Genomic DNA, 15231 nt, shown 5'->3' with positions numbered 1-15231 from the left:
ACCATTCCCGCCCTCACGGATGCCACCGCGAGACTGCTGCCGGTGTCGCCGCCGACCGGCTGCCGGCCAGCGCATAGGACAACTGGTTCGCCGCGCGGATCACGTGCTTCGCATGCTTTTCCAGCCGCGTCTTGGTCAGGCGCGAGCTGGGGCCCGAGATGCACATCGACCCGAGCAGCCGCCAGTTCAGCCCGAACACCGGCGCGGCCACGCTGGCGACCTCCGCCTCCCGCTCGCCGAGCGAGATGTGGAAGCCGCGCTTGCGGATGGCTTCGTAGGGCTCGCCCGCGGCGCTGCTGAACGCCAGGATCACGCGTCCGGGCGCGCCGCGGTTCAAGGGCAGCCGCTCGCCGATGCGCACGTTGTGCCGCACGGACTGCGGGCCTTCCACGCGCGCGACGCACGAGCGGATGTCGCCCTCGCGCACGTAGAAGGAGGCGCTTTCGCCGGTCTCCTTCACCAGCTGGTGCAGCGCGGGCTCGACCACGTTGTTCACGTCGAAGCCCGCCTGGTAACGCGCGCCCAGCCAGCCGGCCGCGGGGCCCAGGCGCCACAGGCCGTCATCGGTCTGCACCATGTAGTGCGACAGGGCGAGCGTGCGCGCGAGCCGCAACGCGGTGGTCTTGTGCATGCCGGCGCGCCGGCTCAGTTCGGCCAGGCTCAGGGAGGACTCGCCGACCTGGAAGGCCTCCATCAGCGACAGCGCCCGCGTGACGGCGATCACGCCCGTCGCCGCGGCGACGCCCTGCTTCGTGGTCGCGTTGCGCATATCGATCCATGGTCCACTGTGCGAAACGGAATTGTATGGCGTGCAACACGGGCCTACAGTTGCCCGCTCTGGAGACACCCATGACCCTGCCCAAGCACCTCAAGAATTTCGCCCGCGCGCTCGTCGCCGGCGCCGTCCTCGCGGCCACGGCCGCCCACGCGGCCTATCCGGACCGCCCCGTCACCATCGTCGTTCCCTATTCGCCGGGCGGCGCGGCCGATGCACTCGCGCGCATGATCGCCGCGAAGCTGTCGACCAGGCTCGGCGGCACCGTCATCGTCGACAACAAGGCGGGCGCGAGCGGCACGATCGGCGAGAGCTTCGTGGCCAAGGCGCCGGCCGACGGCTACACGGTGCTCTACGACGCGACGCCGTACTCGATCAACCCGCACCTGTTCCCCAGGATGCCGTACGCAGCCAACGCGCTGCAGCCGCTGTCGCTGGTGTCGCTCGCCCCGAACGTGATGATCGTGCGCGCCGACTCGCCGTTCAAGACGGTGCAGGAGCTCGTCGCGAAGGCCAAGGCGCAGCCCGGCAAGATCAACTTCGCCTCCGGCGGCAGCGGCACGGTGCAGCGCCTGGCCGCGGAGATGTTGCGCCAGAAGCTGAACCTGGACATGGTGCACGTGCCGTACAAGAGCGGCGGCCCGGCCATCACCGACGTCATGGGCGGCCAGGTGGAGTTCATGTTCGGCACCGTCGCGGCGACGTCGCAGCTGGTGACCTCGGGCAAGCTGCGCGCGCTGGCCGTGTCCGCGCCCAGGCGTTCCGACCGCCTGCCCAACGTGCCGACGGTGGCCGAGACGGTGATCCCGGGCTTCGAGGCTTACGAGTGGAACGGCATGTTCCTGCCGGCGGGCACGCCCGAGCCGGTGGTGGCGAAGCTGCACAAGGCGCTGGTGGAAGTGCTGAATGACGACGAAGTGAAGCAGCGCTTCATCGACGTCGGCGCGCAACCGATCGGCTCGACTCCCGCCGAATTCACCACCTACCTCAGGAAAGAAGACGCCAAGTGGGGCGAGGTGGTGCGCAAGGGGCAGATCAAGCTCGATTGAGCAGGCGCGCACATGCTGCTGCTGCAATCCCCCCAGATGCGTGAACTGGAGCCGTTCACGAGCATGCCCGAGGCTTTCCGGCGCCGCGAGCGCAGCGCCTGGGCCGACGCCAACCGCGGCGGCGCGATCACCGATTCCTTCCTAGAAGGACCGGTCTTCGACGACGACGGCAACCTCTATGTGACCGACATCCCGTGGGGCCGCATCTTCCGGATCGATCCGCAAGGGGTGTGGTCGCTGGTCGCCGAATACGACGGCGAACCCAACGGGATGAAGTTCCTCGCGCCCGGCCGGCTCCTCATCACCGACTACAAGAACGGGCTGATGCAGCTGGACGTGGCGACGGGCCGCGTCACGCCTTTCCTGGAGCGGCGCAACAGCGAGCGCTTCAAGGGCGTGAACGACCTGGTGTTCGACGCCGTGGGCAATCTGTACTTCACCGACCAGGGCCAGAGCGGCATGCACGACCCGACCGGTCGCCTGTACCGCCTGCGGCCCAACGGGCAGCTCGACCTGCTGGTGCACAACGTGCCCAGCCCGAACGGCGTGGCCCTCTCGCCGGACGGCCATGTGCTGTACCTCGCCGCCACGCGCGGCAACTGCGTCTGGCGCGTGCCGCTGCTGCCGGACGGCAGCGTGTCCAAGGTCGGCCAGTTCTTCACGTCGTACGGCCCGAGCGGTCCCGACGGCCTGGCGGTGGACGAACGAGGCCGCCTGCTCGTGGCCAACCCGGGACTGGGCTACGTGTGGGTTCTCGATCGTTTCGCCGAGCCGGAGCTGGTGCTGACCGGCAAGCGTGGCGCTTCGCTCACGAATCTCGCTTTCGGCGGCGCCGACCGCAAGACGCTGTACGTGACCGATTCGACGCACGGCACCGTGCTGCGCACGCGCATGGACGCGGCCGGACTGGCGCTGGCGAAGGGGCGGGCGTGATTCAGCGCGCTAGCCTCGAGGTCGTGCGCGTGCGGAGCACTCCACCGCAGGACGTTCAAACCGTAGGGTGCGCAAGCTCTGCTTGCCCACCATGAGCCGACGGTGGGCAAGCGAGCTTGCCCACCCTACAAAGATTACGACGTCGTGCGTGCCAGCAGCCGGAACGGATTGAAGCCCGTCACCAGCGCGCACGCCACGAGCACCAGCGCCACGCCCGGCACCATGCCGGGCGTGAACGGCTCGCCCAGGAACAGGCCGCCCCAGGTGACGCCGAACATCGGGATCATGAAGGCCGACGAGGTGGCCGCGCTCGCCGGGATCTCGCGCATCAGCCGCATGCTGATCAGGTACATGAAGCCGGAGGTGATGGTGCCGAGCACCAGCAGCGCGATGACGGCATCGGTGCGCAGATGCACCGCGGGCGCCATCGCCGCACCGGGCAGCAGCAGCACCAGCGCCCCGAGGATGTGCACCGCGGCGGAGGCGGGCAGCGGGTGGTGCGCCAGCGTCGCGCGCTTCATGAGGATCGCGCCGAAGCCGTAGCTGGCCGATGCCGTCACGCAGGCGAGCACGCCGAGGAGAACGGGCCAGTCGGGCGTGACCGGGCCCAATCGCACCAGCAGCGCCACACCCGCGAGGCCCACCGCGCAACCGGCCAGCCTGCGCGCGGTGAGCCGTTCTTCACCGGCGAGCGCGCCGGCCACCACGCCGAACAGCGGCGCCGTCGCATTCAGCACCGCGGAATAGCCGGCCGGCAGCACGAGGCCCGCCGCGTTGAACAACACGAAGGGCGCGACCAGCGTGAGCAGCGCAAGGACCGTGAGCGAACGCCAATGCGCGCGTGCCGGCCAGGCCTGGCGCGTCGCACGCATCATGACGGAGAGCACCACCGCTGCCAGCGCGCAGCGCAGGCACGCCATGGTGAGGGGACCGAAGGCCGGCGACGCGAGGCGGATCAGCGGAAACGATGCGCCCCAGACGGCGGAGAGGAAGACGAGCTGGAGGAAGTGGCGGCCGTGCACGCAGGGATTGTCACATCCGCCAATCTTGTCGTCCCGGGCTCGACCCGGGACCCATGGATTGCGGGTCAAGCCCGCAATGACAAGGTATTAGGTCGTCGAATCACGCACCGGCTTCGGCAGGTCGTCGTCGCGCTTCGCCTCGCCCTTCTCCTCCTTCGCCGACGGCGCCTTGGCGCCGCGCCCGATGGCGGGCACCTCGCCGTTGCGCCTGCCTTCGGCGGGCCGCTCGGCACGCGCGCCCGCCACGCCGGTGCGGCCGGCGTGCGGCGCCGGATGGTCGCCGAGCGCGGGCGAGTCGCGTTTGTCCTTGTCCGGTGCGGTGTCCGGCGCCGGAATGGCCGTGGTGTCCTTGGGCATGGCGGTCCCCTGGTGGTTCAGGTCCAGCTTCCCGCGCCACCGCGGCGGTGTGCGCAGGAATGGCGGAGTTCCGGCCGTCGGACGAGCCTCACGCGCTAGCACATCGGCGCGCCCGGACTTCCCACAGCGCGCGTGGAAAAGACTGTGCACAAGCCTGTGGAGGTCCGCGCGAAGCCGCGCCGGTGCTCGCTCCCAAGACGGTGATCGTTTGGGAGGCACTTGCTTGCAACTTGGTGACGAAAGTCGGGCGCGTGATGGTGGGGCGACATCGCGGTGGAGGTACCAGCGCCGCAGTGCCCTCACCCCAGCCCTCTCCCGGAGGGAGAGGGAGGAAAACCGAAAGGTCAATCCGCGCCGTTGATGGTCGAGCGGGCGAACGCGACGGTGCCGCGCAGCTTGTTGGAGCGCTCGAACAGCAGGTCCAGGTCCAGCTGCGTGACCTGGTGATCCGGGGGCGGCGGCGGCAGGAGCGTCGCGGCTTGCGTGGAGGCGGACTGCGTCGACAAGGTGGGCGTGACTTGCGACGACGTGAGCGAGGCCGCGCTGGTGGACGGCGCGTCGCCGGTCCCGCGGCCCTTCGCGGCGACGCGTTCGACGCAGCGCGCGAGGCATTCGCGGCCCGCTTCCCGGGTCATGGGATCGGCGAGGTTGGCGATCTCCTGCAGCGCGTCGCGCAGCAGCGTGGGTTCGGGCTTGGGCAGGCGGCGCTTGTTCAGGCGCGAATAGATGATGGCGTAGACCTGGCGCGCGGCGGCGAAGCGCGATTCCAGTTCCCCGCGCGAGGCGCGCGAGAGGATCAGGCCGAGGCCGCCCGCGAGGATCAGCCACGTCTGGTGCACGGGGGTGTCGTCGACGCGCAGCGTGGGCAGGTCGCCATAGGGGGAACGAACCCACCCGCCCGTGGCACGGACCCAGCTGATGATCGATCCCATCGACGTCGCCCTTGTTGGAGGAATGCCGGGCCAATGTAAAGGGAAGGTTGTCAAAGCCCCCGTCCGCCGGGCTCGCCTCCAGCGGGGCCGTGACAAATTACACGGTCTCCGACCCCCGCCGGCGTGGCGCGGATGCCTACGCCGGTTCGATCCGCACCCGCCGCAGGTGCTCCCGCAGCTGCTCGATCAGCCGCTGCAGGTCCTCCGCCGGCGACTGCAAGGCATTGCGCTCGATGCGGCGGCTGTGGCGCGACGCCCAGTCCAGGCCCATGCTGGCGAGGCCGCCGAAGGCCCGGTGCGCGAGGAACTGCACGTCCTCGCGGTCGCCGGCCGCCAGCGCGCGGCCCATCGCTTCCACCGTGTCGCGCTGGGCGCGCAGGAAGCCGGGGAACACCGCCATCCATTCCGGGTCGACGACCAGGATCTTGTCTTCGTCGGCCGTTCCATTCGCCGCCGGAGCGGCGAGCGCCGCGTACACGGAATCCCGCGCTTCCGACTCCGTGTCGCCGCCGCCGGTTTCCAGCGCGTGCAGCGCGGCCAGCAACTGCTCGCGGCTCACCGGCTTGACGAGGAATCGGTCCGCGCCCGCTTCGCGCGCGTGCTTCGCCGACGCGTCGTCGTCGTTGCCGGACACCATCACGATGCCGCAGCGCGGCAGGCCGTGCGCGGCCTCGTACTTGCGCACCCAGCGCACCGTCGTCACGCCGTCCTGCACCGGCATCTCCATGTCCACGATCAGGTGGTGCGGCCAGCGGCGCATCATCGCCTCGCTCGCCGACTGGCCGTTGGCCGCCGTGTCCACCGTGAACGGCGGATTCGGCAGCAGACGGCGCGTGATGAGCCGCGTGTATTCGTCGTCGTCCACCAGCAGCACGTCGCGCGCGGGCAGCTCCTGCAGCCATTGCGCCCAGCGGTCCACCGAGGCGAGCACGGGCTGCGGCGTGGGCGCCGCGCCGCGCAGCGCGGGCAGCGTCAGCAGCAGCGTGGTGCCTTCGGCGGCGCTGGTGCGCAGCGCGAGCTCGCCGCGCTGCGTGCGCGCCATCAGGCGCGCGGAGTAGGTGCCGAGGCCCGTGCCGCCGCTCTTGCCCGCGGTCACGTATTTCTCGAAGAAGCGCTCGGCGATGGCCGGCGGCACCTCGCCCGCGTTGTGCACCGACAGCTGCACCGGGTCGTCGCGCGCGATCGCCAGCGTCACCATGCCGCCGGGCCCCGCGGCCTCGATCGCGTTCTTCACCACGTTGGCGATGATCGAGTAGCACAGGAGCTCCTCCGCGCGCACGTAGACGGGCGTGTGGCCGGAGCCGCGCAGGTGCACCGTGGTGCCGTTCGATTCGGCGTAGGAATGCAGGTCCAGCAGCACGCGCGTGATCACGTCGTGCAGGTTCACGGCCTGCGGGCGGAAGTCGTAGGTGCCGGTCTCCATGCGGAACAGGCCCAGCGACAGGTTCACCATCTCCAGCATGCGCATGGAGGCGCGCTGCAGAACGCCCACCAGCTCGCGCTGGTCGGTGTTGAGCTTGGCGTCGTCGCGCAGCAGGCGGGTGGCGCCGAGGATGCTGTTCAGCGGCGTCTTCAGGTCGTGGCGCGACATGCGCTCGACGTCCTCGCGCAGCCGCGCGTTCTCTTCCAGCGTGCGGGCGCGCTCCTCGGCGTTGAGCGCGTGGCTCAGGCGCCGCGCGATCACTACCGCCGGCGACAGCAGGAAAAAGGCGAAACCCACCGGCCCGAACTTGCGGTCGGGCCCGGGCGCATCGATCAGCAGCAGGTCCACCGCCGACGTCACGACGATCGCCAGCATGCCGGCCAGCAGCACGCCCGCATCCTCGGGCGCATGGCGGCTGGCGCGGATCATCGCGGCGGCGACGTACAGCGCCACGGCCACCGCGATCGCCTGGCCCGGCTGCGCCACGTAGGAGTACACGGCCGGCGGCAGCACGAGGATCGCCACCGCGGCCAGCGCCAGGACCCCGACGACCACCTGCACCGCGCGCCGCGTGATCTCCTGCGGGAACAGGCCGCGCAGCGTCATGAAGAACAGGCCCATGGCGGTGACCCACGACAGGTACTCGGCGCGCATGTAGCCGAACCAGCCCACCTGCGGCGGCAGCCAGCGCAGGAACAGCCGCTCGTTGATCAGGTCGGTGTACAGCCCCATCGCCAGGCAGAACAGGCCGAACACCAGCGGCACGCGCTCGCGCCGGCGCACCGCGAAGAAGATCAGCGCGACCAGGCCGGTGAGCAGGTAGGCGGACAGCAGCCCCGTGGCATGCACGATGCGCGACTCGCGCGCGCGCTCCAGCGCGTCGGCCGGCCCCGCCATGATCGGCCGCACGAAGCCGCCGGCGCGGTGGTCGAAGTTGGAGACGTGCAGCGTGAGGCGCAGCGGGCAGGCGAACTCGCGCGTGATCGGGATGCGGTTGTGGACGGCCGCCCAGGACGCGGCGGCCGTCGGGCCGGGTTCGCCGTGCTGCGCGACCAGGGTGCCGTTGATGAACAGGCGCGAGGCGGTGCGCTGGCCGACGGCTTCGATGGCCATCGACTGGCCGGCGGGACAGTTCACCTGCAGCAGGTAGGTGCCCGAGCCGTTCTCGCCGGGCGGCTTGCCGTCGGCGGTGACGTCGTTCCAGCTGGAGGGAACGGGCGCGAAGGCCTGCGCGGGCAGGGCGGTCCAGGCGGGGTCGACGAAGCGGTTCCAGGCGAAGGCCCATTCGCCCTGCAGGGCCAGCGGCTGCTGGGGCAGGGCGTCGAGCTGGAGGCGGCCCTGGACGGCGAGCGGTTGCTTGGCGGCGGCGGTAGCGCCGAGGCTGGCCGTGAGCAGCAGGAAGAGGAAGGCCAGGACGGGCGCGCCGCGGAACATCCGCAGAGTGTAGGGCGGACGGCAGGCGCGCCGGGCCTAGGCCTTCCAGCTTACGTCAGGCCCCCGTGTACACCGGCGCCGGCTGCCCGAAGAACTGTTCGATCACGTGGTTGGCGATCGCGAAGTTCTTCGATCGCGTGCTGGTGTGGGCGATGCCGGGCATCACGATGAACTGCTTGTCGGGATTCGGCAGCTTCTCGAAGAAGTTCATGAGGTCGCGGAAGCTGGCGATGCCGTCGTACTGGCCGCGCATCACCATCGTGGGCACCAGGATCTTCTCGGGATCGCACACGGGCAGGTTGGCCGACATGTCCACATAGGTTCCGGTCGGCACCGAGTCGTTCAGCGCGAGCACGGCATCGGCGAACGCTTCCACGAAGGTGAGGTCGCTGGTGCCCGGATGGTCGCGCGTGAAGATGCTGCGGATCATGTCGCGGTCGAGGGGCCGGCGGTGGTTGGCGCGGTAGGCGGCGAGCCGCTTGCGCCGCTCGGCCAGCGTGGGGCTGCCTTCGCCGGTGTACACCATCGCGTCGAGCGCGAGCCGCTGCACGCGTTCCGGATGGCGCTGCGCGAACAGCGCCGCCCGCAGCGCGCCGGACGAGGAGCCGTACAGCATCAGCTTGGGCGCGCCGGTGGCCCGGATCACGTATTCGCTCACCGCGGCCAGGTCGTCGGCGCCGCACGAGACGTCGGCGTTCACCGGCCGCGACTTGTCGGAGCGGCCGTAGCCTTCGCAGTCGAAGCACCAGGTGTCGAAGCCCTTGCGCGCGAACCACTGCATGGTGGACGCCTCGGGCCGGCCGGGGATCTCGAGGTCGAACACCGGCGTGGAGGACACCGAGGAGCCGTGCACGAACAGGATGGTGCCGCGGCGCGGTCCCGGCGATGCCGCGTTGCGCCGCCAGAGGAACAGGCGCACGTCGCGGTCGTCCGCGCGCTTGGTGGTCCAGTGCTCGGTGCCGGGGATGGCGGCCGTCTGCGCGTCCGCCGCGGTCGCCAGGGTTGCGGCGCCCGCCGCGGCCAGGAAGCCGCGGCGCGAAGTGGGCGCGGCCCCACCGTTGCGGGGCAGGGCCCCTCGAAGTCCACCCATGGCTGTCTCCTGGAGATTGGTATTGGGGAGTGCAGGCTATTCCTGCCGGGCGCAGGAATCATCGGGAGAACCCTGGGGGGTGGCCTGGCGTCCTGCAGGCAATGGCTGGACGTTGTCCGGCAACTGTTTCGCGACCGTCGGAAATGACCGGCGGGCCGTAGGCGGGCGCAGCCCGCCGCGAGACCGTCCGTGTCGATGGACATGTCAGCCCCCAGCTGGCCGCGCATGATGACTCGGAATCTGGCTTACGCCTCCGTCGTCGACGGCCAGCCGATCCGTGCGGCACTACGCAGACTGGACTGAACGACCAAGCGATGAAACGGGGCAATGAGAAAAATATAGAGGCGACCTAGGCGATTGTGGCAATGGACAACGGTCGACAGGGTCAAGTGACGTGGAGCTCCCGGCGACGACCGACCGGAACACAGAACAGAGAGCCTGAAGTCCAGGTGCTTGTCGTCTTCTCCAAGAACAACTTCAGTTGAACTTGTGCTGTAGATCCTGAAGATGCCGAGTCGGCCCGCTCCGCTCTCCTCACCCGCCGATGCGAGATGCTTGGCTGTCTTGAGACCGAAACTGGCGACGAGCGCGTCTCGAGCCGTCATGAGACGGCCGATCCAGGGCGCCTGATGGGCGAAGATGAACCTCGCCAACAATTCGGGATTGGTCGATGCTCCGGTGGGAAGCTCGATCGAGTAAGCGTCGGCGAGATTCACCGATGCGTAAGCCTTGGCAATCGCCGACTCCGGAGGAAGCGGCAACCGTCGCACACGCATCCGGCTCCGTCGCGTTCTCTCCGCGTCCGTCTCGACCAACCTGTGAGGCCGCTGCTTCATGAGCCGGACCTTGGATCTCGATTTGAGAACCGAGGTCTTTTCCGGCTCTTGAGCAGGAGGGTCCCTTCGGCACGGACGTTGTATCCAAACCCGCAGTCGTCCTTCCCTTCCACCGGGGTGATCCGAACGGACGAACCGAGAAACTGGAATGAAAATTCGCATGTTCCATCCGGCCCGCGGAATCTGCCCCCGCTTCCTTCCAGGGTAAAGATGCCTTCAATCCATCCTGTGTTGTAGGAAGGAGCACCTCGAGCGATTTCCAACTGAAAACGAACATCACCGCCGTCTTGCAATGTCTTCAGCCAAAGTCCAGAGCTTGCCGGTCCACGGTATTCCCAGGAGCCGGAAACTCCACTCGCGTGTGTGACGCCCACTGCGCCAGTGAGCACCATGAATGCGAACAAGGACGAAGCGGTTCCCATTGCAGCCTCAGTAAAGATGACCGGCACGTTGCGGCGAGTCGACCGACCTGTTGGATGGCATGTCTCCGCGGCTCATTCGATACGTTCCTCAAAGGCGCCCAGCGCCCTCAGTACGGCCTCATTGCCCCGATAGCGGAGCCTAAGCGCCGCCAGCCGCTTGTCAGTCCCAGCGCAATGCTTCTCGATGCTGTCCGAAACGAACCTCCGTCTTTCAGCACCTTCTGGCGAGTTGCTCCCATCGATCTCGCCCAGGAAGTGCTCGCAGATCGTGCGTTCCGAGATAAAGGCATGTACTTCCCGAGGAAGTTCTTGCGCTTGGCACAGGGCAGGGATACTGATTAGGATCGCTGCGAAAAGAACGGCGGGCTTCATGCCATCTAACGTGAAGTTGACCGGCACGTTGCGGCGAGGGGCCGCGAGGTGCAGGATATCTAACGGCGCGTCGCGGCGCCTTGCCGCAACGTCTCCGCGTCGACCGACCTGTTAAGCCTCAGGCTGCAGGCCACGCAAGACCCTGGGATGTTTTGCCGCAACCCTCAGAAGAGTTTTGGCTGCCCCAGTAGGCTCACGGCGCCCCTGCTCCCAGTCTTGCAGGGTACGCGCAGAGACACCCAGTAGGCGGGCGAATTCTTGCTGCGACATTCCGACGCTCGCGCGGGCTTCGGCAGCTTCAGGAAGCTTCACTTCAGTCACACGCGCCGCTTTGCCTCGACGCATCTGCTTCACCGACTCCAGAAGGTCCTTCTGGAACTTGTCCATCTCAGTCGACATCTTCGACTCCCTTCTTCATTTCGGCGAGAAACGACGTCGGCAGGTTGTCGAACTTCGCCTTGGTGTACACGATAAGCAACCAGATCGTTTCTTCCTCGGTCAAAAAGTAGATGACCCGAGCGCCGCCTCGCTTTCCCATGCCTCCTCGGGACCAGCGAACCTTCCTGCACCCTCCGCTGCCACGTATCAGGTCTCCAGCAAGAGGGTTCGCGGCGATGGAGGAAAGAACTCCTGGCGTTCGGCGTCCGTCCAGACTTCGGCGGCGTAGCGAATGAAGACTGGCGTCTCAGCGACCGTGCGCATGACGCATTGTACGGCATTGCCGTAGCGAAGTGCAAGCTCTGCCGCGAGCCTGCCTCCTGAGGTTTAACGTAGAGGTGACCGGCACGTTGCGGCAAGGGGCCGCGCGGTGCATGATTTCCGACGGCGCCGTGCGGCCCCTTGCCGCAACGTGTCCGAGTCGACCGACCTGTTAGACAGCACCGGGCGCTCGTCCCAAGACTGCTTCGAGACGCCGCCGCAACATCTCCCGAAGCTCGGTGATGTTCCTGTACTCTGGAACATTGTGGACGGAGAGGTCAAAGTGCAGCCGTGTTGCCTGGCGCCGATAAAGAACAGGTTTCTTGTTCAGCGCGTGTGCGAAGCCTATCTCGTAGTAAACGTTCGGTCTTTCATGACTGAGGTCGGCAATCAGAACGTCACAGTCTCTGATCTCATTCAGGATCACATTCGTTATCCGATCCTGATGCTCAATTTCGTCTGCGCGATAGGCTCTAACTCCAAAGGAACTGCAGACCTCTTTGATCGCGCCGAGCACATCTTCGAGCTCTGGCTTCGACGGATCTATAGGCATGATTACGAACGCCGTATCGCGCTTCGAGGACGTAGGCTGCGGCTTCTCCGGCGAGCTCGTTTTGAACATGTCGTTGAACTCCACTGCGCCTCGTGGGAAGTCGAACGAAGACCGTCGCCTAACTTCGTACCATTCCTGAAGGAGCGCGTCGATGCCCTCGAACGCTAGGATGCCGTCGTAGCCTCTGGGACCGTCAAACGAAATGCCGTCGATCTCTCCTCGGCTGCCAGTGGTCACGCCGGAGAAGAACGAACCGTGATCCGAGAGAAGCTTCACGGCGGTGCGAGTCCTATCTTCTGAATGGCCCGTAACTTCGGCAATGTCTTTGATTGATAGACGGTCGATTCGGGGATCGGAGAGGATCTTCGATTTCAAGGCCGAAGTGACATCCTCGACGACTTTGAAAACCTCATCATCGGGTCGAAACCGGCGAACACCCAAGAGCGTCAGCCGATCCTCGTTGTAGAACCGACTGTCGATGTCCTGGGGCCTGAAATCGCTAGGTACCCGTCCATGCAGGCGAGCCCGCGCCCCGCGCGCGTCAAACGGCTTCTCCTTGGCCGCGGTTTCCAGCCATAGCAGTTCGGGCTCCGTGAATGGATGGTCCTGGAACGAAAAGAGACTTGGCATACCTCAGAGCTTATCTTGTGCTGTCTAACGCAGAGGTGACCGCACGGTGCACGATATCCAACGGCGCCGGGCGGCCCCTTGCCGCAACGTGTCCGAGTCCACCGACCTGTTAGGCCGCATTGTCAAAGTGGTCCATGGTGTCTGCGATGGTATTCCACTCGTACTCGTGCATCTCACGGGCGTTCTGTGCAATGAATCCGGCTTCAAACGCCTTCCTTTTCGCGGTAGCACTCTTGAACTTGTAATGGTCCATGAGCCTCATAGCGACCGGTCGAATCACCGTATCGCGAGGAAGCGGTATCACGTCGTCAAGGCGCGTGTCGGTAATGTCTTCATCCACCCCGCACGGCTCGCCTTTGACCAAGAACTGACGACAAATGAGAGGCCGCACGGGATAGATCGAACATGCGCGATCGACCAAGAAGGGGCACTCGAGAGTTTGATCGTGGTTCCGAAGACGGTGCTTCACCGTGGCCCGCGCTTCCCCGGTAAGCACCTCCGACGCGTACCAAGAGATCGCCATGAGCTCAGGCTCAGTGAATGGGACGGTCGGACGGAGGCAGCACGCGTGACACCCCTTGTGGCACGCGGGGGTAACGCCTTTTCGGGCCAACTTGCCCAAGTGCTCTTCCACCTGCGCATCGCTAATGTAGAAAGCATCCAGTATGGGCTTGAGCCATGCGTACTGCGCTTCCCCTTGCGGATGTGAGAACCGAGTTGCCATGATCTCCCTCCTGCGGCCCAACGTCGGACCTGACCGGCACGCACCTGCAAGGCGCCGACAGCGTATGCTCCCGCGCACGGCTTGCCGCGCCTTGCAGGTGCGTGTCCGCGTCGTGACCTGCTAGGCCTCGCGGCCGCAGCCTAAGTTACGCCTTGCCAGTTCGCGAGGCAGCAGCCTGGACCGCCTCTCGGTAGAAGGGTTCACCCACGGCCTCGTCGAGCGGAATCCGGGTCTCACCTTCGTCAACTGGTCCGCTGTACGGGAGGTTGTGCCACCGATGAACGTAGAACGCGTTTCCATCTTCGTCGATCTCAACGAAGTACCAAGACTCGTTTCGGCCATTAAGACCTCTAGATCCTACTTCAATGCGCATCTGAATTCCTCACGATCAGGGTCGCCGCGGCGCGAGACACCCGCCACACAAAGTGCTCGGTCCGGGTGGTCCCAACTGAGGCGAACACACGCCCTCTTCAAGGGCGGCCTTGCACTACCGAGGGTAAACACTGATCGGAGATCAGCTGCCACAGGTTTGCCCCCCGAGGCCTAACGAATAAAAGGGACTTCCCCGTCCCGAGACGACCGCGCATTTGCGGTGACCGGCAACAAAGTGCCACGATGGGATTGTCGAAGTCTCATCAACGCGCTCGAAAGGGGAAGTCCATGGCTATTGTGACGTTGGGCATCGATTTGGCAAAGAACGTGTTTGCCATGCATGGTGTGGACGCGACGGCTCATACGGCGCTGCAGCGCCCGTGCGTGCCGCGAGCCAAGCTGCTGGAAGCGGTCGCCGGGATTCCACCGTGCCTCATTGGCATGGAGGCCTGTTCGGGTGCCCACCATTGGGCCAGGCTGTTTGAGGCCCAGGGCCATACCGTCAGGCTGATGGCGCCAAAGTTCGTCAGCCCGTACCGGATGTCCGGCAGGCGTGGCAAGAACGATGCGGCCGACGCGGCCGCGATCTGCGAAGCGGTCACCCGGCCCAAGATGCGGTTTGTGCCGGTCAAGAGCGTGGACCAGCAAGGCGAGCTGGTGGTCCACCGCGCGCGGCAGGCGTTTGTGCAGCAGCGCACAGCCACCATCAACCGCATCCGCGGCTTCATGTCCGAGTTCGGCATCGTGCTGCCGCTGAAGGCCAGCACCGTGCGTCGCGAAGCGTTGCATCACCTGGAGGATCTTCCCGGCTGGGCCAACACCGTCATCAACGACCTTCTGAGTGAGCTGCACCATCTGGACGACCGTGTCGCGCAGTACGACCATCACATCCAGGTGATTGCACACGAGAGCACCGCAGTCAAACAGCTGATGCAGTTGCCAGGCGTCGGTCCGGCCACCGCCACGGCGCTGGTGGCGATGATCGGTCGCGGCCAGGAATTCCGCTGCGGCCGCCAGCTGGCTGCTTGGCTTGGGCTGGTCCCAGGACAGTACAGCTCCGGCGGCAAGCAGCGGCTTGGGCGCATTACCAAGGCCGGAGACCCATATCTTCGAACGTTGTTGATCCTGGGCGCGCGTTCGGTGCTGGCCGCAGCCAAGGGCAAGAGCGATCCCGTCAGCACCTGGGCCATGGCCCTCGAGAAACGCGCCGGTTACTGGAAGACGGTCGTTGCGATCGCCGCCAAGAACGCACGAATGTGCTGGGCCGTCTTGAACCGAGGCGAGAGTTTCAAGCTGCCGGCCTGAGTTCGTCGGCAGCCACCACTGCGTGATGCAAGCGTGAATGGTTTGAAGGTTGGACCTGCGCGGGGAGTTCCTGTTCATCTTTAGGAAGCCCGCAGTCTTCGGCTAACGATCGAGGTCCTCGCGCGCGTCTTTCATTCGGGTCTGCAGCACCAGCTGCATCAATGACCGTTTGTAGTTTTGCTGTCCGCAACCTTCGCCAGAGTGTCTGCACGCTGCCCGCGTTGAGAAGGTGATCCCACCGGTCGCCGTGTCGCGACCAGGGCCGCTATTTGCTTGACAGGAAGGGAAGCCCTTGTAGTAAAG

Annotated in this window: 16 protein-coding genes; 3 read left to right on the top strand and 13 right to left on the bottom strand. The window is 66.3% G+C overall.

What is annotated here, in order from left to right; all coding sequences use genetic code 11:
• Window positions 1–13 precede the first annotated feature (13 nt).
• Window positions 14–769 carry an IclR family transcriptional regulator gene (locus VF522_RS11385; protein WP_330908381.1) on the bottom strand — a complete coding sequence of 252 codons (756 nt, stop codon included), beginning with the start codon at window positions 767–769 and terminating at the stop codon, window positions 14–16.
• 80 nt (window positions 770–849) lie between these two features.
• Here VF522_RS11385 and VF522_RS11380 point away from each other — a divergent pair, with 80 nt between their 5' ends.
• Complete coding sequence (locus tag VF522_RS11380; protein WP_330908380.1) at window positions 850–1824, top strand: tripartite tricarboxylate transporter substrate binding protein; 975 nt, start codon at window positions 850–852, stop codon at window positions 1822–1824.
• Between the two features lie 12 nt (window positions 1825–1836).
• Window positions 1837–2757 (top strand): SMP-30/gluconolactonase/LRE family protein, encoded by a 921-nt coding sequence (locus VF522_RS11375; protein ID WP_330908379.1) that lies wholly within the window; start codon window positions 1837–1839, stop codon window positions 2755–2757.
• 134 nt (window positions 2758–2891) lie between these two features.
• On the opposite strand, the gene VF522_RS11370 is transcribed toward VF522_RS11375, so the two are convergent.
• The 11 genes from VF522_RS11370 to VF522_RS11320 form a co-directional block, all read right to left on the bottom strand.
• A complete protein-coding gene (locus tag VF522_RS11370; protein ID WP_330908378.1) occupies window positions 2892–3779 on the bottom strand; it encodes a DMT family transporter in 888 nt (295 codons plus the stop codon).
• A gap of 87 nt (window positions 3780–3866) precedes the next feature.
• The gene (locus VF522_RS11365; protein WP_330908377.1) at window positions 3867–4136 is read right to left on the bottom strand and encodes a hypothetical protein; all 270 of its coding nucleotides are present in this window, start codon (window positions 4134–4136) and stop codon (window positions 3867–3869) included.
• Window positions 4137–4480: 344 nt separating this feature from the next.
• Window positions 4481–5068, bottom strand: coding sequence for a hypothetical protein (locus VF522_RS11360; RefSeq protein ID WP_330908376.1), 588 nt, complete (start codon window positions 5066–5068; stop codon window positions 4481–4483).
• A gap of 136 nt (window positions 5069–5204) precedes the next feature.
• Window positions 5205–7925, bottom strand: coding sequence for a response regulator (locus VF522_RS11355; RefSeq protein WP_330908375.1), 2721 nt, complete (start codon window positions 7923–7925; stop codon window positions 5205–5207).
• A gap of 55 nt (window positions 7926–7980) precedes the next feature.
• Window positions 7981–9015 (bottom strand): alpha/beta hydrolase, encoded by a 1035-nt coding sequence (locus VF522_RS11350; protein ID WP_330908374.1) that lies wholly within the window; start codon window positions 9013–9015, stop codon window positions 7981–7983.
• A gap of 245 nt (window positions 9016–9260) precedes the next feature.
• Window positions 9261–9731 carry a DUF2867 domain-containing protein gene (locus tag VF522_RS11345; protein ID WP_330908373.1) on the bottom strand — a complete coding sequence of 157 codons (471 nt, stop codon included), beginning with the start codon at window positions 9729–9731 and terminating at the stop codon, window positions 9261–9263.
• A 614-nt stretch (window positions 9732–10345) separates the two neighbouring features.
• On the bottom strand, window positions 10346–10645 hold the full coding sequence (locus tag VF522_RS11340) for a hypothetical protein (protein ID WP_330908372.1): 300 nt from the start codon (window positions 10643–10645) through the stop codon (window positions 10346–10348).
• 111 nt (window positions 10646–10756) lie between these two features.
• Window positions 10757–11032: a helix-turn-helix domain-containing protein gene (locus tag VF522_RS11335; protein ID WP_414709502.1), complete on the bottom strand. Its 276-nt coding sequence runs from the start codon at window positions 11030–11032 to the stop codon at window positions 10757–10759.
• Window position 11033: 1 nt separating this feature from the next.
• The gene (locus VF522_RS11330; protein WP_330908370.1) at window positions 11034–11183 is read right to left on the bottom strand and encodes a hypothetical protein; all 150 of its coding nucleotides are present in this window, start codon (window positions 11181–11183) and stop codon (window positions 11034–11036) included.
• 333 nt (window positions 11184–11516) lie between these two features.
• Window positions 11517–12527 carry a nucleoside 2-deoxyribosyltransferase gene (locus tag VF522_RS11325; RefSeq protein WP_330908369.1) on the bottom strand — a complete coding sequence of 337 codons (1011 nt, stop codon included), beginning with the start codon at window positions 12525–12527 and terminating at the stop codon, window positions 11517–11519.
• Window positions 12528–12636: 109 nt separating this feature from the next.
• Window positions 12637–13251: a YkgJ family cysteine cluster protein gene (locus VF522_RS11320; protein ID WP_330908368.1), complete on the bottom strand. Its 615-nt coding sequence runs from the start codon at window positions 13249–13251 to the stop codon at window positions 12637–12639.
• 660 nt (window positions 13252–13911) lie between these two features.
• Here VF522_RS11320 and VF522_RS11315 point away from each other — a divergent pair.
• Window positions 13912–14928 carry an IS110 family transposase gene (locus VF522_RS11315; RefSeq protein ID WP_330908367.1) on the top strand — a complete coding sequence of 339 codons (1017 nt, stop codon included), beginning with the start codon at window positions 13912–13914 and terminating at the stop codon, window positions 14926–14928.
• Between the two features lie 102 nt (window positions 14929–15030).
• Here the strand turns inward: VF522_RS11315 and VF522_RS11310 are convergent.
• Window positions 15031–15231: hypothetical protein (locus tag VF522_RS11310; protein WP_330908366.1), on the bottom strand; the 201-nt coding region annotated here is incomplete at its 5' end.

It is taken from the genome of Ramlibacter sp., assembly GCF_036383835.1.
GTDB lineage: Bacteria > Pseudomonadota > Gammaproteobacteria > Burkholderiales > Burkholderiaceae_C > Ramlibacter.
This window is presented reverse-complemented; position numbering and strand designations above follow the sequence as displayed.